This window comes from Thermococcus aegaeus, assembly GCF_055393685.1.
In genome coordinates this window covers 395526-416695 of the sequence record NZ_AP042464.1, presented here as the reverse complement: position 1 = coordinate 416695, position 21170 = coordinate 395526, and the positions used below count along the sequence as shown (strand labels likewise).

Genomic DNA, 21170 nt, shown 5'->3' with positions numbered 1-21170 from the left:
ATGGCCTTTGAGTGGATTGTGTATGTTATTATTTTAGTTTTTATTTTGGTGTTTTTAGCCTCAGCTATAAAGATAGTGAAAGAATACGAGAGAGCAGTGATCTTCAGGCTTGGTAGGGTTGTTGGGGCAAGAGGACCAGGATTGTTCTTCATAATTCCAATCTTCGAAAAAGCCGTGATAGTTGATTTGAGAACCCAGGTTTTAGACGTCCCGGTGCAGGAGACAATAACAAAGGATAACGTACCCGTAAGAGTTAACGCCGTTGTTTACTTTAGAGTCGTCGACCCGGTAAAAGCCGTTACCCAAGTTAAAAACTATATAATGGCAACATCCCAAATCTCTCAAACAACTCTGAGGAGTGTAATTGGTCAAGCGCACTTGGATGAGCTCCTTAGTGAAAGAGAAAAGCTTAACAGAGAGCTGCAGAGGATAATTGATGAGGCAACGGATCCATGGGGAATAAAAGTTACAGCGGTGGAAATCAAGGATGTTGAACTACCTGCTGGAATGCAAAGGGCAATGGCAAGACAAGCAGAGGCGGAGAGAGAAAGAAGAGCAAGGATTACGCTCGCTGAGGCAGAAAGACAGGCTGCTGAGAAGCTTAGAGAAGCTGCAGAAATTATCTCTGAGCACCCAATGGCACTCCAGCTTAGAACCCTCCAAACAATAAGTGACGTAGCGGGAGACAAGAGCAACGTTATAGTTTTGACGCTTCCAATGGAGATGTTAAAGCTGTTCAAGAGCCTTTCTGATACAGCTGAAGTTGCAAAGAAAAAATTAGAGAAAGAGAACGAGTAGGCTTTCTTTTATGTTTTTAATTGCCCTTTAATTCTTTTTTAAGAGCAATTGAGTTAACTATAAAAAGTTAAACATCAACATATAAGTTAGATGCATTGATTACAAATTTCGTACATTGGAGTTAAAAGACATGGAGGGATTAAATTGGGGAGGTCTATCGTTTTCGCCTCTGGAAAAGGTGGCACGGGTAAAACCACAACACTAGCAAATGTTGGTGTTGCTTTGGCACAGTTTGGAAAGGAAGTCATAGTGATTGATGCAGATATCACAATGGCAAATCTGAGCTTAATCCTCGGCATGGAGGACATTCCAATAACCCTCCACGACGTTCTCTCAGGAGAAGCAGAGCTCAGGGATGCCATCTACGAAGGCCCAGCAGGCGTTAAAGTAATTCCGGGTGGACTGAGTCTTGAAAAAATAAAGAAGGTAAAGAACCCGGAGCGATTGAAGGAGCTTATAAGAGAGATCTCATCAATGGCGGATTTTGTTTTAATCGATGCTCCTGCTGGTCTTGAAATGACTTCAATCACTGCTCTGCTCATAGGAAAGGAGCTTATTTTGGTAACAAATCCAGAAATTTCCGCGATTACAGACTCTCTTAAAACAAAACTTGTGGCAGAAAAGCTTGGAACCCTTCCGCTAGGGACCGTTTTAAACAGGGTAACAAGTGAAAAAACAGAACTAACCAGAGAGGACATTGAAGCCATCTTAGAGGTTCCGGTACTTGCAGTAATACCAGAAGACCCAGAAGTTAAGAGAGCCAGTGCTTATGGAATCCCCCTTGTTATCAAGAATCCAATGTCGCCGGCAGCAATAGCCTATAAGCAGCTTGCTGCAAAGCTTGCGGGAGTTAAATACAAGCCTCCAGAACCAGAAAGTCCAATAAAGAGGGTCTTCAAAGCCCTGTTTGGAGGGGGAAGAAGATGAACCCGCTTACTTTCTTGGTCATTATTCTCCTAGCTACAAACATAATCCTTGCAATATTGTACATAGCGGAGAGAAGGTCCCCAGCCTATACTGTGTATGACACAGAAACGAAGAATACCTTAAAGAGGAGGGTTACCCACCTGAAAGAAGAGCTGGAGTCAGAATTAGTTGAATTTGACGTTGAGGAATGGGAAAGAGCCCTTGAGGAATCTCTGGAGGAAGAAATACGGAACTTATGACCTTCTCTGCCCTTTAACTTCTTTTTTCTCTTAAAGAAAAGCTTAAGTATTCTCGAGTAATATTGTTATACCCCCACTCATTTAGGAGGGTGAAAACATGAGGGCAAAAGTGAAGATTTTGGATGTAGAGACCGGGAGGTTTATGGTAGTAATCAACGAGGAAGACGCTAAGAAATCAAAGCTTCATCCGGAGGATCTGATTAAAATAGAAACCGCAAAAAGAACGATATATGGAGATGTGGTCATAAGCAACATGGTTCAGCCGGGAGAGATAGGAGTTACAAAGGACATAATGCGTGCTTATGCATTTTCTGAAGGAGAAATGGTAAACGTGGTTCCTGCAGGAACTCCCGAAAGTGTAAGGTATGTCAAGAAAAAGATGAACGGTCAAAAGCTTAAGAAAGTTGAAATAGAGGCTATCGTTAAAGACATTGTCGATAGAAAGCTTAGGGACATAGAGATAAGTTCTTTTGTGACTTCTCTTGAGATAAACGGGCTTGATATGGATGAGATTGCATGGCTTACAATGGCAATGGCCGAGACTGGGGATATGTTGGATATAGATAGAAAGCCGATTATGGATGTTCACAGCATAGGTGGAGTTCCTGGAAACAAGACAAACGTGCTTGTAGTCCCAATCGTTGCTGCAGCTGGCTTGACAATCCCCAAAACATCCTCAAGGGCAATAACAAGTGCCGCTGGAACGGCAGATGTAGTAGAAGTTCTTGCTCCAGTAACCCACTCATTGGACGAAATAAAGAGGATTGTGGAAAAAATTGGTGCCTGTTTGGTGTGGGGTGGAGCCCTTAACTTGGCCCCCGCTGATGACCTAACGATTAAAGCCGAAAGGGCATTGAGCATTGACCCCAGAGGCCTTATGCTTGCGAGCATAATGTCAAAGAAGTACGCTATGGGTTCCCAATACGTTCTTATAGACATTCCAACGGGCGAGGGAGTAAAGGTTGAAACCATAGAAGAGGCAAGATCTTTGGCAAAAGACTTCATAGAGCTGGGGAAGAGACTTGGCCAATATGTGGAAACAGCGATTACCTATGGAGGCCAACCCATAGGACACACCGTTGGCCCTGCGCTTGAGGCTAAGGAGGCCTTAGAGACCATAATGACGGGCAAAGGGCCGGGAAGCTTGGTAGAGAAGGCCACAGGATTAGCAGGAATTTTGCTTGAAATGGGTGGAGTAGCACCTGCGGGGATGGGTAAAAAGATGGCAAAAGAAATCCTCGAAAGCGGAAAAGCTTACGAAAAGCTAAAGGAGATAATAGCCGAGCAAGGTGGAGATCCAAACATAAAGCCGGAAGACATCCCGATAGGCGACAAAACTTACACATTCGTAGCTCAAACTTCAGGATATGTAACAAAGATTGACAACAAAGCAATAACGACGATAGCAAGAGCCGCTGGAGCCCCGGAAGACAAAGGTGCTGGAATTCTACTCCACGTTAAAGTTGGAGAAAAAGTTAAGGAAGGGGATCCCCTCTTTACGATACATGCGGAGAGCGAAGTTAGGCTTGATCAGGCAATAATTCAGGCAAGGAGAATGGAACCAATAAGAATAGAGGGTATGGTGCTCCAGAGAATCGGAAATATCTAACGTTTTCTATGCCTCTCGTACCATCCCCATTCTTTCTTGCTTCCAAAACTTCTTACCCCTTCTTTCACAAGCTTTATTCTGAGTTCTTTGGCCAGTTCAGGAGTTATCTCTCCATGCTCTTCCATCCAGTTAATAATCTCTAATGCTTCCTCATCTGTCTCGCATCTTCTTATGAAGTCAATGACCGTTGGATTATATCCGGAAAAGTCCATCAATTCCTCCTCTTCTTCCTCTTCCACTCTGTACCCTTCAATAACAAGGCCTGGCTCTTCTTCAAGCTCTTTAGCTAGGTGGGGATATTTTTCCTCAAATTCTTCCTTATCATATTCCTGCCAGGGAAATTCATCAATAGGACGCTTTTTCTTTTTATCTACCATATTGGGGCACCTCTCTTCAAACTTTACTCTGCTGGTCTGCTTTATATACTTTGTTGCTTTGCCCTTGCAAAGCCCTTATATATCCTCTCATCGATCACCGAACATGAAGGGTTCGTATCTTCTTGTAATCCATTTAGAAAGAGACACAAACATAAGGACAAAAGCCCGAGAGTTTCGCTTGAAGAAGGGGTATTACATTTACGTTGGCTCTGCGATGAACTCCCTCGAAAAAAGAGTTGCGAGACACTTTAGAGAAAACAAACGTCTTCACTGGCACATTGACTTCCTCCTTCAAAAAGCACAGCTTTTGAGTGCTTATTTAATACCCAGCGGGGAGAGAATTGAAGAGACACTTTCTCAGATCGTGGGGGAGGTTTTCCAAGGGGTTGAGGGTTTTGGGGCAAGCGATATTAGTGTGAAAACGAATTTATACTACTCCTCAACTCCTCCAGATGAAGCAATATGTAACATCTTAAGCTCAAAGGGCTTTTGGTGGAAAAGGGTTAAAAGTCCTGAGGAAATTATGAAGTGGAGGGAGGAGAATGCTGAGGATAGGAAAAGTTGAATCTTATATTCACAAGAAGCTCGAAAAAGAAAAACTTCACTTTGTTCTCTTAGACCCGGATGATGTTTCTCCCGAAGCTGCTGAGAAGCTTGCTAAAATGAGTGAGGAACTCGGCGTGGATGCGATAATGGTGGGTGGCTCCACAGGGGCGGAAGGGGAGATCCTTGATGAAGTAGTTAAGTCAATAAAAGAGAGCTCCAGCTTACCTGTGATACTTTTTCCGGGTTCACACGGTGGAATAAGCAAGTATGCAGATGCGATATTCTTCATGAGTCTTCTCAATTCGCGAAATCCCTTTTTCATTACCGGAGCTCAAGCACTTGGAGCTTTTACAGTAAAACGCTATGGAATTGAGCCAATACCGATGGCGTATCTAATCATTGAGCCAGGTGAGACCGTTGGATGGGTAAGTGATGCCAAGCCAATTCCGAGACATAAACCAAAAATAGCTGCCGCTTATGCCCTAGCTGGGCAGTATATGGGGATGAGGTTCGTTTACCTTGAAGCAGGAAGCGGTGCTCCAAAGCACGTTCCTAATGAGATGATTAAAGCCGTGAAGAGTGTTATTGATGTCCCTCTTATAGTTGGAGGGGGCATAAGGAGCTATGAGGATGCAAAAGAGGTTGCCCAGAGTGGTGCAGACATAATTGTCACCGGAACTGCAATAGAAAAAGCAGGTTCTCTGGAGGAAGCCAAAAAAAGGCTTGAGAGAATAATAAAAGGCGTCAAAGAAGTTAAACCCTAATCTCAATTTTTGACGACACCAAGTGTCGTTTCTATTTCTTTGATATGCCAAAAATATCCTCAACAACTTCCGAAATCCCCTTCCAAAATCCTTGAAGAAACAATAAAATGAACGCTATAACAACTATCCATACAATAAGTCCTATGAGTATTCTCAAAAACTCAACTATTGCACCCATAAAACCACTTGATTGAGGTTTGCTCTCATGATATTTATTGATTTTGATAAGATATTTAACTTCTCATCATCAAATTCATGTGGTGATTTAAATGCGGGCCTTTATTTCTGTAGATTTAGAGGGGATGCCATTTGTAGTTAGTCCCCATCACTTAGTGGAAAAAGGTGTCCTCTACAACGAAGCTCGAAAAATAGCTACAGAAATAACTTTAACCGCTGCAGAGGCTCTTCAAAGGGCAGGTTTTGAAGAGGTGGTGATAGCAGATAGCCATGGCCCTATGGTGAACCTTCTTCCAGAAGAGCTTCCCGAATATGTCCATCTGGTTAGAGGGTATCCAAGGCCTATAGCCATGATTGCTGGGGCTGAAGGATGCGATGTTGCACTGTTTTTAGGGTATCACGCAAAGGCTGGAACAGCTTATGGGATCTTTGATCATACCTACAGCGGAGCAAACGTTGGCAAGCTTGAGCTAAATGGCATTGAAGTTAGTGAATTCCTCCTAAACGGCTATGCTGTGGGGCATTTCAACATCCCTGTGATCCTTGTTGGAGGAGACAAAATGCTTCTTGAGGATGATGTAAAGAGATTTGCCCCGTGGGCCGAGAGAGTTGTATTTAAAAGAGCTTTCTCTCGTTATTCTGCAATAAGCCCAAGCATGAAGAGAATAAAGAAAGGCCTCGAGGAAGCTGTCTTTAGAGCTGTTGAAAAATACAAAAACGGGGAAACAAAGCCTCTAAAACTTGAATATCCCGTTAAAGTGAAACTCGCCTACAACAACAGCGGCATGGCAGATGTGGGAGAACTTCTACCTGGGGCAAGAAGGATAGATGGAAAAACGATAGAGTTTGAAGCAAAGGACATTATCGAGGCATACAAAGCATTTCAGCTGCTGGTGTTTGCCGCCACCGGAGTTACATCAATACTAAGGCGTTAAGCTTCACTCAGTACCCTAAAGCTGACTTTTCCATCCCTTACTATCTTTTTGATATCCGCAAGGAGCTTTTGAACGTTCTCTTCTGCAACTTCCATTCTGATTTCACTAACACCTTTGCTTGTGGGGGGCAAGAAGTGTATGTCCTTAATTTTTCCCCTAACCTCATTTAAAATCCTAGTCAAAATTTTTCCCCTTTTCTCATAAGGCAATTTTATGTCCAGTTCAACAATTTTCATAGCTGTCACCATTTTATTTTAGAAAAGAAGCCCTATATAACCTTTTTCATAAATCGGAGGCATGAAGCTTTTGGGCATTTATTCCTCCGGGTTATAGGAAGGTTTTTGATTTTTTCATCTAACTACTAATGCCCCGGAGAAACCGCGGGGGATGAGCGAGGGGCGAGCTGTGAATCCCCTTCGCTCCTCCGGGGCACACTTTAAATGTCGAGTGGCTTAAGAATGTTTATCCTGAAGCCCTCTTTTTCCTCGATTGAAATAACCACCGTTGAAATCTCCTCCATAATAGGTAGAACTTCTGGAACCGCTGACTTTATCAAATCTGCGTTGATGAAGTAGAAGGCAATCCTCTTTTTGTTTCCAAGGTATTTCAGCATTCCATATATGCTGGGGATAAACTCTTTTCTCTCGCTGTGAAGAATAAAAAGCTTATCAAAGCCCAATACAAGATTTATCATTTTCTCTTCGGGCAGAGTTTTAAAGATTTTATCATATTTTCTTTCCAAAACCGTGCTCTCGGTTATTGGGACTTTTCCCAAAACCTTTCCTATATTTATGGCCCCTCCCATCTTTATTACGTTAAGGTCGTCGAGAAGGGAGGTATCTATTCCGGCAATCTCCATCTGGGATTTATACATGTGAAGCGTGTCCAAGAAATCGTCTACAAGAACCGGATAATTCTTTTCCTTGCTCCACTGTATAAGTTCATGAAGGAGCAGATAAATTGGGGCTTTTGAAGAGTATTCTATCAAAACGGTCTCACCAAATTTTAGTTTTTCCAATATAGAAAGAAGGTTGTGCACAGCAACACCCCCTTGTGGTTTCTTTTATTGGTTAGATAATTTTGAAAATCTTATATATTTTTCTCTTCCTCCTCTTCATATGGTGCTGTTATAACTTTTCTTATTTCTCTGGCGATTTTCTCTCCAATCCCTTCTACCTGCATTAATTCGCCCTCTTTTGCTGTGAAAACCCGCTCCACACTCCCAAAATGTCTGAGAAGTCTCCTTGCCAAGGTTGCCGATATGTATGGGAGCCCTTCAACAATTAGTCTCTGCCTTTCCGCTAATGTTAACGCCTTCTTCTCACTTCTAACGGCCACCTCTTTCTTTCTTTCCTCCTGTTCGCGTTTGGCTATGAGGTAAATGTAGCTGGCAACTTCACTCGGATCTTTAGCGAAAAGAACCGGGATTTCCCAATCTACAGTTAAAGCGGCTAAGGCACCTCTAATAGCATTGGGATGCACGTTCCTAATTCCGTAGAGCTCTCCTTCGATAATAATGACCGGTCTGAGATAGGCCTCTTTTAAACGCTTTGCTTGATCGAAGAGCCTTCCATCTATTATTGACTGGATAAAATCATTGGCTGCTTTCCTCTCTATGGCCACATCTTCACTCACTATGTAGTCCCCAACGTCGAGGGTTCTAACTTCCAAATGGGCACCGAGTTCCTTTAGCACTTTTGGAACTTGACTTTTAAGTTCACGTGAATCAACATAAATGACGATTCCTTTTGGCCTTTTCACAAAAATTGGCTTTATGGGGAGCTTTTCATAAACTTCCTTTGGCTCCTCCCTCTTTTCGGCAACTTCCTCAGATTTTTCTTCTTTTTCCTTAGGCTTTACAAAACCTAAGAGGGAGGCCTGTTTCTCTTTTTTAACCATATCCTCCACCTTCTTTAAAATAGAGATCATCTGCTTCTCCTTATGACGGGAACTCCAGTAATAAGCTTCATCCCTTGTGCCCTTTGCCATTAATATAACAACCCTACCCGGTCTGTGTCTTCCGGTTCTCCCCCTTCTCTGAATGCTTCTTATGGCAGAAGGCACAGGTTCGTAAAAGATAACCAAATCCACTTCAGGAACGTCCAAGCCTTCTTCACCAACACTTGTGGCAACAAGAACGTTGAATTCCCCCTGAGAGAAAAGATCTAGGATCTGTTTTTGCTTCTTTTGGCTTAAGCCCCTGTCATTTTCTCTGTTAGCTTGTCCCACAAAACGCATGCTCTTTATTTGCTCTTGAAGGAGCTCTTTTACGATCTTTTTTGCAGTTTCTCTGTAGTTTGTAAAGACGATTATCTTTGAGGCAGGTTTCTTGCTCAACTGCTCTTTAATTAGTTCTTTCATTTTATCTAGCTTTGGATGGTCAATTCCCAATTCCTTTGCTTGGACGAGAAGGGCTATTGCCTTTTTCATCCTCTGATCCTGCATCAGCTCTTTTGTTGATTTTGTCTTCCCCCTCTTGGCTTCTTCATAGAGCTTTTTGAGATATGCCCTCAAAGCAGATAAACCCTGGGTTTCAAGGAGTTCTATTGCATGGTGGAGCTTCAGAGCTTTTGCTTGATAGAACATGAGTTTTCCAATGTCGTAGTTGCCCTTTGCCATTTCTGCATTTATTATCTGTCCCGCCTTGAGTATCTCTTTTTTTGGAATATCCGGGGAAGCGCTCTCTATAAGGGCCTTCTCAGCCAAAGGCTTCAATGAATCTCTGAGCATTTCTCTTAGAATTTTTCTAACCTCTTTGTAAATCCCCGGTAGTTCCACCTTAACCCATTCAAACTTTATTCCTTGGACGTAAGGTCTAACATCGGGAGAATTCTCAGTTCTAACTTCAATGTGCTCTATAAAGAGATTCCTAACAATCTCCCTAATCTTCGCCTCGTCACTTCCGGGGGAAGCTGTAAGGCCCAAAATGAGGGGATGCTTTGCCTGTCTCATATATTCTTTGGCTATGTAAACGTACGCATAGTTTCCCACTGCCCTGTGAGCTTCATCAAAAACTAGTAAAACTACATCTTCAAGGGTTATTCTTCCAACAACAAGGTCGTTTTCTATTGTTTGCGGAGTAGCGGTGATGATGATGCTTTTCCTCCATATTTCCGCTCTCTTTTCTGGCTGAATCTCGCCGGTCAAGGTGTTTATCTTCTCCTCAGGAAGGTCAAAAAGTCTCAAAAAGCTTTCTCTATGCTGAAGTGCCAGGGGTTTTGTTGGTGCGAGCATTAGGACCTTTCCCCCGTACTTAGAAAGCCTATAGTCGGCTATCATCTGAGCTATTAGAGTCTTACCTAATCCGGTTGGCAGAACAACTAAGCTGTTTTTGTCTTTGCACTTCGCGTATATTACTTCTTGATAAACCCTCGGCTGGATAAGGTCTTTTCGCAGATACATTAATCTATATTTTTGCGAAGAGGTTTATAAATACGCCGTTGCTAACTGTTCTTGGAAAAAGTATAGAAGTTCTAAGGTGGAGCGGGGTTTAGATGTGGGGCTCTGGAGTTACCCGAAAAATTCCCCATAGGAAGAGCCTGCCACACAAAACCTAAAAAGGGAAAATTTAAACTGTAGTTTAGGTGTTAAAATGCCGCGCGGGATGGGATGGAGAAGAGGAAGAAGGCGAAAAATGAGATTTATAGGATTTATTCCCGAGGTTAGGCATTTCTACCCTGCTAAACCTCCTTTTGGCCCTCCACAACCCCCGATTTTCATGAGCTATGAAGAGTTTGAAGCATTAAGATTGGTGGACTACGAGGGCTTAACTCAAGAAGAGGCTGGCCAAAGAATGGGGGTTTCTAGGGGTACTGTGTGGAGAGCCCTAACATCTGCAAGGAAAAAAGTTGCCCAGATGCTTGTTGAGGGGAGAGAGCTTATAATTTTAGCTCAAGGAAATGAAATTCCCAGATTATCTCAGGAGCCAGATATTTCCAATGAAGACTCGTTTTAGTCCTTCTTTTCTAGCTTCATTGTAAACATTTTCCATTTGTTTTTTGCTGGTAGTTGGGATGTCGTGCATAAGATGCTGGGGAGCAAATGCCAGAAGAATATACGGTATATTCGGATCTAGCTGGGCAAGGTATCTTGCTATTCCACCGACTTCTTCCTCATCTATGTAATGAGGCACAACAAGGGTGCTTACAACTAGCAGGGGAGGCTCTTTTCTCTTGTCCATCGAAGCTATAATTCGTATATTTTCCTTTATTCTTTGGAGGGCTTTTTCTCCGCTAACACCTGTTAAAGCCTCATAGACACTTGGGGTATATGCCTTCCAGTCGATTTTTAGTATTCCCCCACTTTTCAAGCTTAATCTTGCCATCTCTTCCATTATTTTTGGGTTTTCAAGGCCATTTGTTTCCCAGCAAATCCTCTTTGTTGTTCCAATTTTTTCGGCCCTTTTGAGGACATCTCTTGAAGTTTTTATTGCATATGGAGAATGAGGTGTTGGGTCTCCTCCAAAGTAACATACACATGAAACCTTACCCCTCATTGCTATATCTGCTAGCTCCTTTGAGCCTATGACGATTCCCTCAAAGGGATCTATACTCCCATTTTTTATCATATATTTATGCTCTATGTTCTGGCAGAAGAGGCAATCTAAGTTGCACCCAGCGAAGAAAACGGCGAGATTATAAAAGCCTCTATGTTCTCTTTCGGGGCAAACTGGTCCTGCAACGCAGTTTGTTGGATGAGGGTCAAGGTACCAGTGGAGATATGCTTTACCAAAGCTTCCGGTTATAGGAATTAGCCTTCCTCTTTTGTTCCATATTATTCCACAGTATCCAGAGCTCTCTTCTGGAATTTTGCACTCGTTTACGCAGATTGAACATTTGATCCCCTCTTTCGGGGGCTTAAGGGGTAATCCTATGAGTTTTCGCCATTTTTGGTGGGAGTCATTTGCTATTTTCAGCGCCTCTTGCGGATTTTTTCTTAAACAGTTAACGCAAACTCCAATTGATTCGCTAATTTCCTTCGATTCATATCCGCATATTTTGCATCTCATTGATATCTTATACGTCTTCTATCTTAATGAAAGTTTCCGAAATCCTTAAGCACATTTAGACCAATCTAATTCTGGTGATCTCATGATAGCTTTTGGTCCAGTACCCTCAAGACGACTGGGCAAGAGCTTGGGAATAAATAACATTCCTGATAAAGTCTGTTCCTATGCATGTGTTTACTGTCAGATTGGAAGAACTCTAAGAATGGAAGTTGAAAGGAGGACTTTTTACTCTCCTGCATTCCTTTTTGAAGAAGTTAAGAAGAAAGTCAGGGAGGCTAAAGAGCAAGGGGAACATATAGACTACCTCACATTTGTGCCTGACGGAGAACCTACCCTTGATGCAAATTTAGGAGAGGAAATAGAAATGTTAAAATCTCTCAATATTCCATTGGCTATTTTGACAAACTCCTCCCTTATATGGAGGGAAGATGTTAGGGAGGACCTCCTAAGACTTGACTTCGTTTCTTTAAAGCTTGACGCGGTGACTGAAGAACTCTGGAGAAAAATAGACAGGCCTCATAAGAGCCTGAAACTTGATAAAATCCTTGAGGGAATGCTGGAGTTCAGGAAAGAGTTCCAGGGCAAACTTGTAACTGAGACCATGCTTATAGATGGAGTAATCTATGGGGATGAATTTGAGAGAATTGCTGATTTTTTAAAGGAATTAAGGCCAGATGTGGCTTATATAGCAGTTCCTACTAGGCCTCCATGGGAAAAATGGGTCAGACCTGCTGAGGAGAGAACTATTAACTTGGCTTTCCAGGCGTTTGCTAATGCTATCGGAGAAGAGAGAGTTGAATACCTTATAGGATATGAAGGGAATGCCTTTGCGTTTACTGGAAACGTGGAGGAAGACATACTCAGCATCACTGCGGTTCATCCAATGCGCGAAGAGGCTATAAGGGAGCTTTTGAAAAAAGCTGGTGCTGGGTGGGACGTTATTGAGAAGCTTCTTGCAGAGGAAAAGCTAGTAGAACTAGAATACGAAGGAAAGAGGTTCTATATGAGAAAATTAAAGAGCCGAGAGTTATCCTAAAATTTGCTCTTTAATGATCTCTGCAACTTCTTTGAGGGCTTTTGATGCTTTGGAATTGGGAAACGCCTCCACTACCGGTTTAAGCATTGTCATACTCTGTGGGATCGCCCTGTCGTAGGGTATTTCACCGATTATTGGTATTCCCTCTTCCTCAGCAAATTCATACAGCCCTCTGAAGCTTGGATTCAAGTCGGCTTTGTTTATTATAAGATATGCTGGCTCTCTGAAGTGCTGGACAACTTTGTAAATCCTCTTCACGTCACTTAGAGATGCTGGGGTGGGCTCTGCCACAAGGAGTGCTACATCTGCTTCACCAAGGCTTGCTATCACCTGACATCCTATTCCAGCTGCAGAATCCACTATCATATGTTCTAGGTTTTGCTCTTTCATAATTCTCTTTGCCCATTCTTTTTCTTCTGTAACAAGTTTCCCACTGTTTGGCCTTCCTACGTCAAGCTGGGCTGAAATTAATGGAAAGCCATATTTGGTTGTTGTTTTTCTAATTATGCCTGAACGGACTTCTTCTAAAGTGATTGTCCCCTCCACAGGACATACAAGCTTACAAACTCCACAGCCTTCGCATGTTAGTTCATTAACCACATAATTTCCATCAACGATCTTTATGCAGTCATAAGGGCATCTTTCGGCGCAGATGCCACATCTTACACAGGTGGTGGTGTTTATTCTTGCGACTTTTGCACCTACGAGCTCTTTTTCCTCTTCCCACTTTTCAACCCCAAAGAGTAGGTCGAGGTTTGGAGCATCGGCATCAGCATCGACCGCTATTAGGGAGTATTCATCTTTGAGGAGGTATATGAGTGAGGCAGCCACACTTGATTTTCCTACACCACCCTTTCCACTTGCTATTGCAATCTGCACTTTAATCACCCCAAATAATTGGCTATTCTCTCAGCAAGGTTTTTGAAGATCTCCGCTTCTTTTTTATCGGTTAGAACTATAGGCTCTCCTTTAACATAACTCCTGATAATAGCTTCACTGTATGGAATTTCTGCAACTATCTCGGCGTTATATCTTTGGGCTATCCTTTTTACTCCATCCTTTTCTCCAAGGTCGCTTCTGTTGATAACAACCCACGCTTCTATATCCATAAGCTTAGCAAGCTCAAGGATAAGGGCCAAATCGTGAAGACCCAATGGAGTGGGCTCTGTAACTGCTATGAGAAGCTTTGAATCCTCTAATGCCTTGGAAACAGTGTTGCTTGTGCCTGCAGCAGTATCTACAAGTAGGAATTCCTTGTTAAGGGAAGCGGCTCTCTTTTTTGCTGCAGTTACAATAGGCATTGCTCGCTCTTCTCCTTCTAACAGTTTTCCGGTAACCAAAGGAAATCCATAGGGTGTCTCGGTGAGGTAGGTGTGTCCCATAAGCTTTTCTCCTTTCAATATTGCTCCCGTAACAGGGCAGACTATCTCGCAAGCCCTGCATCCGGAGCATAGGGTGGGCATAAGGAAAGGGGTTCCATCCTTCATTGTGATTATTGCGTTTTCTTCACAAACCTCTGCACATTTTCTGCATTTTATACATTTCGAATACTCAAAGCGCGGCATGAACATGTTAACCGGTTCCTCGTTCTGCAACTCAACCTTAAGGAGGATGTGATCATTCGGTGCCTCGACATCTAAGTCCGCCAAGGCTAAGTCAAAATATTCCCGTAGGGCTATCGCAAGGTTAACTGCTACCGTTGATTTTCCCGTTCCGCCTTTACCTCCACTTACGGCTATCTGCATCCCTCCACCTCCACAGTTAGGGGAACCTAAAACTTTAAAAATTTTGTGCATATGCTATGTTGGTGGTAAAAGTGAGGTGCTTAAAGATAGCATTCGGAATGGAAGATGATAATACCCTTACCGGTGCCCATTATGGGGATTCAGAGTTCTTTGCTATCTATGAAATTTGTGAAGACGGTAGCTTTAAATTTCTAGAACGGAGACCAAACAAGGCTAAACATATGAAAGAGCATGACGAGGGGCATGGAGACCCAAAAAAGTTTAAAGCTGTGATGGATCAGCTGGATGACGTGCACGTCCTTGCGGCATTTAGAATGGGTCCGAATTTTCTTAGAGTGAGAGGTGAGGGTAAAAAGGCTGTGTTCTTCACAAGAACTCGGGATTTAGAAAGTGCCATCAGGAGAGTTATTGAACACTTTGAAGAACTCTTGGAGGAAATTTGAGGGAGGAATCTAAATAAAATATGTGTGTATTGGCTACTTCACTCTTATCAATTAGGCTAACCGAAAAACTTTTAAGTTTTTGTGCATATGCACATAATAGAAGGAGGTGAGAGGTATGAGGATTGCAATACCAAGTGCAAATGGTGGAGGGTTGGAAGACACAATTGCCCCTGTATTCGCAAGGGCACCAGTTTTCACAATAGTTGATGTTGAAAACGGAGAAATAAAGAACGTAAAGGTAATTCAGAACCAAGCCGCATATGCTGGTGGCGGAGCAGGCCCAATGGCTGTGCAGATGTTAATAAACGAAGGGGTGGATACAATAATAGCCCCACAAGTAGGCCCCAATGCCATGGGAGCTCTCCAAGCCGCGGGAATAGCCTATTATCTCTTCCCCGCTGGAACCCCCATTAAGGAAGCTGTGGAAAAGGTAATTAAAGGGGAAACACAACAGGTAGCACAACAAACTTACCTTCCAGTAGTTCCGGCAAATCCCCCGGCATATGGTCCAGCTCCAGCCCCCTCTTATCCACCCTATGGGTATGGATGGGGTAGAGGTAGAGGTTTTGGCAGAGGATTTGGACGTGGATGGGGCAGAGGAGGAAGAGGATGGGGAGCAGGGTTAGGTTATTGCCCTTGGACAGGAATGCCAAATAGAAGGAGCTGGCTTTCTAGGTATTTTGGCTGGTGGTGAACTTTTTCTTTTAAATTTTTGGAGGACGCAAAATGGCGCGTGTATTTGGAGGACGTCATCGCAGAAATTTGTTAAATTCTCAGTTTAAAGGCTTTTATAGTATTTTAGATTTGCTTCTTTTGATTGGAGTGCTATATTTTTTGGTGAAGCTCTTCTTGGTGGCCTTGCCCTATGCATTGGGCTTTTTAGTTATTTTTGTCGTTAGGGATCTTTTGAAGCCAAGGCCAGGCAGATTTTTTTGAGCTTATGCAAAATTTTTTAAATTCGGTTTTCCTAATTTGTTTGGAGGTGGTAAGATGAGGATAGCAGTTGCAACTGTAAATGGAGGTTTAGACGATTTTGTCAACCAGCACTTTGGGAGAACTCCAACCTTTACGATAGTTGAGATTGAAGACGGTGAAATAAAGAGCGTTAAAGTGGTTCCAAATCCGGGCGCGAGTGCTCCTAGAGGTGCTGGGGTTCAAGCGGCTCAGTTTTGCATAAATGAAGGGGCAGACGTTGTGATAGCTGGACAATTTGGACCAAATTCCGCCCAAGTGCTTCAAGCTTCAGGTATAAAGTTTGTCTCAGCTCCCCCCACAATGAGGGTAGAGGAGGCTGTAAGAGCATTTCTGAGAGGGGAATTAACCCAGGCTATATTTGGATCTGAAGGAGGTGGAGGAAGTAGAGGGTATGGTATGGGAGGTGGGAGAGGCTTGGGGAAAGGTCAGGGAATGAGAGGCAGAGGACAAGGAAGGTGGTGATCTCTTAACTTCTAAGGGAAAGCCGTTTATACTTCTTTCTCCTATTCTCTTTGGTGAGCCTTATGAAGTACAGCAAACTTGCTGTAAAGATTCTGGAGTATGAAGAGAAGGAGATATACTACGACCCAGTTTACCATGGCAGAACTCTAAAGGTTTTCGGCATAGATGATGACCCCACGAGGGTTATAGACTACATTGGAGACCAATTTCTGGAAAAAGAGTATGGACTGATTTTCTTTGATACGAGGGGGAAGTATCCCAAGGAGAAATTCGACACCATAATAGGAATAGAGGACAATAAGCCCACAGGCCTTGACCCTATAAAGATGGTTAAAAAAGGCCTCTTGAAGGATTTTTACACTGCGGCGACGATAATTCAAACCATATATGGGTTGGATCGCTCTCTTACCGACAAACTCTACGCCGACATTTTAGGGGGTAAAGTTAAGAGTGTTGCAGATGCTGCCAAGTCAAAGGAACAATACGGAGAAGTTATAAGGGAGGTCTACACTTCCCTCGATGAGACATTTTTTGAGGGGGAACCTCCAGAACTTGGCAAGAGCATTTTGGTGGACTTTGGAAAAACCTACAGTATAAGCACCGTGGGAATGGCTTTTCTAATCCTCGCGGCGGCGGTTAAAGATAGAAGGAGCACGTTAATTGGAATCGATGATGCTGCAGTGCTTTTCTACACAACTCCTGGAAGTGCGGCAATTCCTCTATTGACTCAGCCCATGAGGGGCAGAATTACAGTGCTGGGTTCCAGATATGTTGCAGAGAATCTTCTTAACATACTAGGGCCAACTTTAGTCCTGTATAACGACCCAGATCTGCAGAGCATGATTTATGAAGCTAACGGGGTTCCACAGGGAGACATGAGAAAGCACGTTCTTAAAGGGGAAGGGGCTTTTATCTGGAGAACAACGCAAACGCTGGAAGTGGAATTTGGCAAACTTCCCTTTGAGGGATGAAAATGGAGATGCTGGTGCTATTTGAAAATCATGCAGGATTTAAAAAGGGCCTTCTTGGGACCCATGGTTTTTCTCTTTTTGTGAAGCACGGCGAAAAGAATATTTTGGTAGACGTAGGCACAGACGGCATTGTTTTGCTCCACAATATGGAGGCTCTCAATATCTCTCCCGACGAGATTGATGCAGTATTCCTCACTCACGGTCACTACGACCACACGGGAGGATTAGAGGAGTTTTTAAAAGCGAGAAAAAGTTCTGTAGACATCTACGCCCATCCGGATATATTTTTAAGAAGGATTGCCCTAAAACCAAAGCGCAGGGAAATTGGGATTCCATTTTCGCAAGAGCATCTAGAGAGACTTGGAGCCAACTTTATACTAAAAGAAAAACCAGTTAAGATTTTTGAAGGAATGCACACAAGCGGTGAGATAGAAAGAACGACTTGGGATAGGGCAGTTGGCTATATCGTGGATGGGAAAAGACTGGTAAAAGATCAACTAAGGGACGATATGTCCTTGCTCATTGAGATTGGAGATAAAATAGTTGTTATAACCGGCTGTGGCCATAGTGGAATTTTGAACATAGTGAATCACTCAATGAAACTCATGAATAAGCCAATTTTTGCTCTGGTAGGTGGATTCCATCTAACTGGAGCCAAGAGGAATATCTTGGAAGATGCCGTTAAAGGCATTAATCTCTTTAGGATTGAGAAACTCTATCCTGGCCACTGCACAGGGTTTGATGGGATTTGTGCCTTTGCGTCTGCTTTTGGGAGCAAAGTAGAGCCTTTACACGTAGGGAAAGAGGTCAAATTTGTCCACTAACCTTTTTATCCTATGAGTATTCTCTAATTATGGTGGTCCCCATGTTGAGCATAGATCTCTCTGGAAAATTAGCCTTCACTACGGCCTCAAGCAAGGGCATAGGCTTCGGCGTCGCGAGGGTTCTGGCAAAGGCAGGAGCGGACGTAATTCTGCTGTCGAGGAGCGAGGAGAACCTGAGAAAGGCGAGGGAGAAGATAAAGGCCGAGAGCAATGTAGAGGTCAGCTACATCGTTGCGGATTTAACGAAGCGCGAAGATCTTGAGAGAACGGTTGAGGAGCTGAAAAACATCGGCGAGCCGGATATATTCTTCTTCTCCACAGGCGGCCCAAAGCCCGGCTACTTCATGGAGATGGACATGGGGGACTGGGAAGGAGCGGTTAGGCTACTCCTCTATCCGGCGGTCTACCTCACTAAGGCCCTCGTCCCTGCCATGGAGCGGAAGGGCTTCGGCAGGATAGTCTACTCCACGAGCGTGGCAATAAAGGAGCCAATACCGAACATAGCCCTCAGCAACGTGGTTAGAATTTCCATGGCCGGCCTAGTGAGAACTCTCGCCAAAGAGCTCGGCCCGAAGGGCATCACCGTGAACGGTATAATGCCGGGCATAATAAGGACGGACAGAATGATACAGCTGGCGAAGGACAGAGCTAAGAGGGAAGGAAAGACCGTCGAGGAGGCTCTCCAAGAGTACGCGAAGCCAATACCGCTCGGAAGGCTCGGAGAGCCCGAGGAGATAGGATACCTCGTTGCCTTCCTCGCTAGTGATCTTGGAAGCTACATAAACGGTGCCATGATTCCGGTCGATGGAGGGAGGTTGAACTCGGTATTTTAGTTGTCATATTAAACTTTTCTTTTTACCATTAATTCGATTTTTAAACGAAAGTGTTTTATAGTTTGACAACTTACTATTAAATATAATCACATGGTTTTTTGACGTTTTTGTCGCCGTGTGAAAAAAGATGGTGAAAGTATGAGAGGCAGGTTTGCAGGCTTTGCCCTGCTTTTGAGTGTAGTATTGCTTGGAGCGTTCATCTCTGGATGCATAAACCAGAGCGTACAAACAGAAACCACCAGCAGGCCAACAGAAACCGTTACAGAAACAAAGACCGAAACAGAAACTACAACATCAACAGAAACCAAAACAGAGACAGAAACGGAGAGCCCGATAACGGACACAAAAACCCCAACTGACACTGAGACAAAGACGGAAACAGAAACAAAGACACAAACACCTACAGAGACGCCCACAGAAACCCCCGCCAAGGGACTCTGGGGCAACATGACCGAGGAAGAGGTTGAGAAGTGGCTTGAAGAGATGGTTAGTATTATAGAGTTCTACAACGACGACATTGAATACAGCAAGGGGCTTCTGGAGAAGCTCGGGGCGTCTCTGGATACGATGATGCAGAGCCCGGGGATAGTGACCCCAGATGATGAGTTCGCCGCCCTTATGGAGCTTGCCGAAAATACGGACAACAAGACCCTTAAGCTCGGCTACCTCATCAACGCGTCCCTCATAAGGTTCAGGCAGGCAATGGCAATGAGGAACCTTGTCACTGCAGTTGCTGTGGAAAAGAGCTACTGGGATGCCTTTAGCGAAGGTGCCCCTCTGGAGGAGTACTACAGGGACAACAGTGGGAGACCGGTCCTCTCCATGGTGTTTGAGGTGCATTCGGACGCAGTTTTTACCCAGCAGCTCACAGGAGAGGAGATGGCCGAGGCAACGAAAAAGCTCATCGGGAACAAGGAAGTGGTTGGAGTCCACATAATTCAACCCTCAAGCGACCTTGGGGCCATTATCGGCGAGGGAAGAAGGGATATCGAGCAAAGGGCAGTGCCGAGCATCGTCCTCTCAAGGGACAGACCCACAACCTTCAGGGTAACCACGCCGTCGGGAAAGGTTATCATAAAAGATATAAAGAAGAAGTTCAATATTATGGAGTTTTCCCCTCAAGAGCCCGTGAAAGTGGACTTTGAAGTAGGGGGCATTTACACTGTAGACGGCGTTAACGGGTGCATTCTCATACCCCCCGAGAACCCCTTTGAGGTAATCCTAACCCCCGCTCCGCCCTTCAACCCGTGCCCCTACCCGACAGAGAGCACGTTCTTCGTTGTGGATAATTATACGGAGCCTACCAAGCTCAGCGAAGAGGAGGTCGCAAAGCTCTCAGCGACGGGAGTTTTTGGGCCCGAGTGCTGGAGTTGTAACGTCATAGGCGTCCCACCGGGGACGTATCAAATAGCCACCAAAGACTTCAACACCGCGATAGTCGTCGACCCGAGGACGGGGGAGATCATCCACAGGGCCGACATGAGCAGAGGATCCTTTGAACTTCCACCCCTCGATGGAGAGGCCGTCCTTTACATACCCTACGCAAAGGGTAACACCTGCAGGAGAATACTCCCTGAGGTCTCGGAGGATGCGGTCTACATAAAGTTCGAAGCTGTCAGGAGCGACTGCGGCTACCCACCCGATGACTGGCTGATCCCAGACCCGGAGAACATGCTTGTAGTCGAGCCGGAAAAAGGTGAGCCCTGGGAGACTAAGGACATACCACCCTACATCGTTTACCGTCAGCCCCAGGAGGGCTACCTCGAACCCGGGAACTACTCGGTAATAGCCATCAACGTCACGGTAACGCCAGAGACAGTGGTTGTTGAAGAAGTCATCCCCACGCAAACGTTCGCTGTCGGCCCCGGGAAGACCATAGAAGACCTCCTGAAGCCATCGCCGACCTTCCCCGACCCGCAACGGGTTTCGGGCAAGTTCGAGAACGCACCGTGGGGCTACCCCATGGAAAGAAGGGACTCGATACTGGCCCCGGCATCGGACTTCGGGAGTCTTGGGATGGTCTACAACGACACAATTGGCTCCCCAGGGCCTTACAACCCCATTGAGATTCCGCCGCTCATGATAAATGAGAGCATAGGTTCCCCTGGCCCCTACGATCCTTTCGGCCCATCAAGAGTCGGGCCTATAACGATCGAGATAAAGATAGTCATCAAACTAGGCAAGAGCACAATGATGGGAAGCGAGCAGCCGGAGGTACTCATAACCATAAGCGAGGAAGATATACACAATGGCACGAACAAAATGATCAACCCCTACTATATACCACACTTCTCCCTGGACAGGCTCATAATAGAGGTTTTGACGCTGAGGGACCCCAAAACGGGAGAAGACAGCCAGGCGGCCTTTGTAAAGCTGATAGGGATCGACGGAAAGTTCGATGCAAGAAGTACACTGAGCTTGGCCGGGAGTCCAAAGTACGGAATCCTCGACTGGCCGGGAATAACCATAAACGAGGAAGAGAAGCACAAGTGAAGGATGAA

24 protein-coding genes are annotated in these 21170 nt (G+C 44.5%); 16 read left to right on the top strand and 8 right to left on the bottom strand.

Features of this window, described 5'->3' with window-relative positions; all coding sequences use genetic code 11:
* The 4 genes from ACZ5NL_RS02310 to ACZ5NL_RS02295 all read left to right on the top strand — a co-directional run bounded on the left by ACZ5NL_RS02310 (window position 1) and on the right by ACZ5NL_RS02295 (window position 3573).
* Entirely contained in the window at window positions 1-798 is a 798-nt protein-coding gene (locus ACZ5NL_RS02310) for a slipin family protein (RefSeq protein WP_464842735.1), read from the top strand.
* A 144-nt stretch (window positions 799-942) separates the two neighbouring features.
* Entirely contained in the window at window positions 943-1725 is a 783-nt protein-coding gene (gene minD / locus ACZ5NL_RS02305) for a cell division ATPase MinD (protein WP_464842734.1), read from the top strand.
* Window positions 1722-1964, top strand: a complete 243-nt coding sequence (locus tag ACZ5NL_RS02300) for a hypothetical protein (RefSeq protein WP_464842733.1) — start codon at window positions 1722-1724, stop codon at window positions 1962-1964. The genes minD and ACZ5NL_RS02300 overlap by 4 nt, the downstream gene beginning before the upstream one ends.
* Before the next feature lie 97 nt (window positions 1965-2061).
* The gene (locus tag ACZ5NL_RS02295; RefSeq protein WP_464842732.1) at window positions 2062-3573 is read left to right on the top strand and encodes an AMP phosphorylase; all 1512 of its coding nucleotides are present in this window, start codon (window positions 2062-2064) and stop codon (window positions 3571-3573) included.
* Here ACZ5NL_RS02295 and ACZ5NL_RS02290 read toward each other — a convergent pair.
* Window positions 3570-3950, bottom strand: a complete 381-nt coding sequence (locus ACZ5NL_RS02290) for a DUF2095 family protein (RefSeq protein WP_252743474.1) — start codon at window positions 3948-3950, stop codon at window positions 3570-3572. The two genes, ACZ5NL_RS02295 and ACZ5NL_RS02290, sit on opposite strands and share 4 nt — an antisense overlap.
* 103 nt (window positions 3951-4053) lie before the next feature.
* On the opposite strand from ACZ5NL_RS02290, the gene ACZ5NL_RS02285 reads away from it, so the two are divergent.
* Entirely contained in the window at window positions 4054-4515 is a 462-nt protein-coding gene (locus tag ACZ5NL_RS02285) for a GIY-YIG nuclease family protein (RefSeq protein ID WP_464842731.1), read from the top strand.
* Window positions 4493-5260: a phosphoglycerol geranylgeranyltransferase gene (locus ACZ5NL_RS02280; protein WP_464842730.1), complete on the top strand. Its 768-nt coding sequence runs from the start codon at window positions 4493-4495 to the stop codon at window positions 5258-5260. Before ACZ5NL_RS02285 ends, ACZ5NL_RS02280 begins: the two co-directional genes overlap by 23 nt.
* A gap of 31 nt (window positions 5261-5291) precedes the next feature.
* On the opposite strand, the gene ACZ5NL_RS02275 is transcribed toward ACZ5NL_RS02280, so the two are convergent.
* Window positions 5292-5438: a hypothetical protein gene (locus ACZ5NL_RS02275; RefSeq protein WP_464842729.1), complete on the bottom strand. Its 147-nt coding sequence runs from the start codon at window positions 5436-5438 to the stop codon at window positions 5292-5294.
* A gap of 91 nt (window positions 5439-5529) precedes the next feature.
* Here ACZ5NL_RS02275 and ACZ5NL_RS02270 point away from each other — a divergent pair, with 91 nt between their 5' ends.
* Complete coding sequence (locus ACZ5NL_RS02270) at window positions 5530-6372, top strand: M55 family metallopeptidase (RefSeq protein WP_464842728.1); 843 nt, start codon at window positions 5530-5532, stop codon at window positions 6370-6372.
* Here the strand turns inward: ACZ5NL_RS02270 and ACZ5NL_RS02265 are convergent.
* The 3 genes from ACZ5NL_RS02265 to ACZ5NL_RS02255 form a co-directional block, all read right to left on the bottom strand.
* Complete coding sequence (locus ACZ5NL_RS02265) at window positions 6369-6608, bottom strand: hypothetical protein (RefSeq protein WP_464843534.1); 240 nt, start codon at window positions 6606-6608, stop codon at window positions 6369-6371. The genes ACZ5NL_RS02270 and ACZ5NL_RS02265 overlap by 4 nt on opposite strands.
* 200 nt (window positions 6609-6808) lie before the next feature.
* A complete protein-coding gene (locus ACZ5NL_RS02260; protein ID WP_464842727.1) occupies window positions 6809-7411 on the bottom strand; it encodes a DUF257 family protein in 603 nt (200 codons plus the stop codon).
* A gap of 50 nt (window positions 7412-7461) precedes the next feature.
* Window positions 7462-9774 (bottom strand): DEAD/DEAH box helicase, encoded by a 2313-nt coding sequence (locus ACZ5NL_RS02255; protein ID WP_464842726.1) that lies wholly within the window; start codon window positions 9772-9774, stop codon window positions 7462-7464.
* A 190-nt stretch (window positions 9775-9964) separates the two neighbouring features.
* Between ACZ5NL_RS02255 and ACZ5NL_RS02250 the strand changes: the two genes are divergently transcribed.
* Window positions 9965-10327 carry a DUF134 domain-containing protein gene (locus tag ACZ5NL_RS02250; RefSeq protein ID WP_464842725.1) on the top strand — a complete coding sequence of 121 codons (363 nt, stop codon included), beginning with the start codon at window positions 9965-9967 and terminating at the stop codon, window positions 10325-10327.
* On the opposite strand, the gene ACZ5NL_RS02245 is transcribed toward ACZ5NL_RS02250, so the two are convergent.
* The gene (locus ACZ5NL_RS02245) at window positions 10286-11380 is read right to left on the bottom strand and encodes a radical SAM protein (protein WP_464842724.1); all 1095 of its coding nucleotides are present in this window, start codon (window positions 11378-11380) and stop codon (window positions 10286-10288) included. The genes ACZ5NL_RS02250 and ACZ5NL_RS02245 overlap by 42 nt on opposite strands.
* Window positions 11381-11462: 82 nt before the next feature.
* Here ACZ5NL_RS02245 and ACZ5NL_RS02240 point away from each other — a divergent pair, with 82 nt between their 5' ends.
* Window positions 11463-12416 carry a radical SAM protein gene (locus tag ACZ5NL_RS02240; protein ID WP_464842723.1) on the top strand — a complete coding sequence of 318 codons (954 nt, stop codon included), beginning with the start codon at window positions 11463-11465 and terminating at the stop codon, window positions 12414-12416.
* On the opposite strand, the gene ACZ5NL_RS02235 is transcribed toward ACZ5NL_RS02240, so the two are convergent.
* On the bottom strand, window positions 12408-13295 hold the full coding sequence (locus ACZ5NL_RS02235) for a nucleotide-binding protein (protein ID WP_464842722.1): 888 nt from the start codon (window positions 13293-13295) through the stop codon (window positions 12408-12410). The genes ACZ5NL_RS02240 and ACZ5NL_RS02235 overlap by 9 nt on opposite strands.
* Window positions 13296-13300: 5 nt before the next feature.
* Entirely contained in the window at window positions 13301-14161 is an 861-nt protein-coding gene (locus tag ACZ5NL_RS02230; RefSeq protein ID WP_464842720.1) for a P-loop NTPase, read from the bottom strand.
* Window positions 14162-14232: 71 nt separating this feature from the next.
* On the opposite strand from ACZ5NL_RS02230, the gene ACZ5NL_RS02225 reads away from it, so the two are divergent.
* The 7 genes from ACZ5NL_RS02225 (at window position 14233) to ACZ5NL_RS02195 (ending at window position 21162) form a co-directional block, all read left to right on the top strand.
* Window positions 14233-14604, top strand: a complete 372-nt coding sequence (locus tag ACZ5NL_RS02225; RefSeq protein WP_464843533.1) for a NifB/NifX family molybdenum-iron cluster-binding protein — start codon at window positions 14233-14235, stop codon at window positions 14602-14604.
* Between the two features lie 115 nt (window positions 14605-14719).
* Window positions 14720-15298, top strand: coding sequence for a NifB/NifX family molybdenum-iron cluster-binding protein (locus ACZ5NL_RS02220; RefSeq protein ID WP_464842718.1), 579 nt, complete (start codon window positions 14720-14722; stop codon window positions 15296-15298).
* Between the two features lie 296 nt (window positions 15299-15594).
* Window positions 15595-16041 carry a NifB/NifX family molybdenum-iron cluster-binding protein gene (locus ACZ5NL_RS02215; protein WP_464842716.1) on the top strand — a complete coding sequence of 149 codons (447 nt, stop codon included), beginning with the start codon at window positions 15595-15597 and terminating at the stop codon, window positions 16039-16041.
* Between the two features lie 62 nt (window positions 16042-16103).
* Complete coding sequence (locus tag ACZ5NL_RS02210) at window positions 16104-17012, top strand: hypothetical protein (protein WP_464843532.1); 909 nt, start codon at window positions 16104-16106, stop codon at window positions 17010-17012.
* A 2-nt stretch (window positions 17013-17014) separates the two neighbouring features.
* A complete protein-coding gene (locus ACZ5NL_RS02205) occupies window positions 17015-17836 on the top strand; it encodes an MBL fold metallo-hydrolase (RefSeq protein WP_464842714.1) in 822 nt (273 codons plus the stop codon).
* 41 nt (window positions 17837-17877) lie between these two features.
* The gene (locus tag ACZ5NL_RS02200) at window positions 17878-18669 is read left to right on the top strand and encodes an SDR family oxidoreductase (RefSeq protein ID WP_464842712.1); all 792 of its coding nucleotides are present in this window, start codon (window positions 17878-17880) and stop codon (window positions 18667-18669) included.
* Window positions 18670-18807: 138 nt separating this feature from the next.
* Window positions 18808-21162 carry a hypothetical protein gene (locus ACZ5NL_RS02195; protein WP_464842710.1) on the top strand — a complete coding sequence of 785 codons (2355 nt, stop codon included), beginning with the start codon at window positions 18808-18810 and terminating at the stop codon, window positions 21160-21162.
* Window positions 21163-21170: the final 8 nt, after the last annotated feature.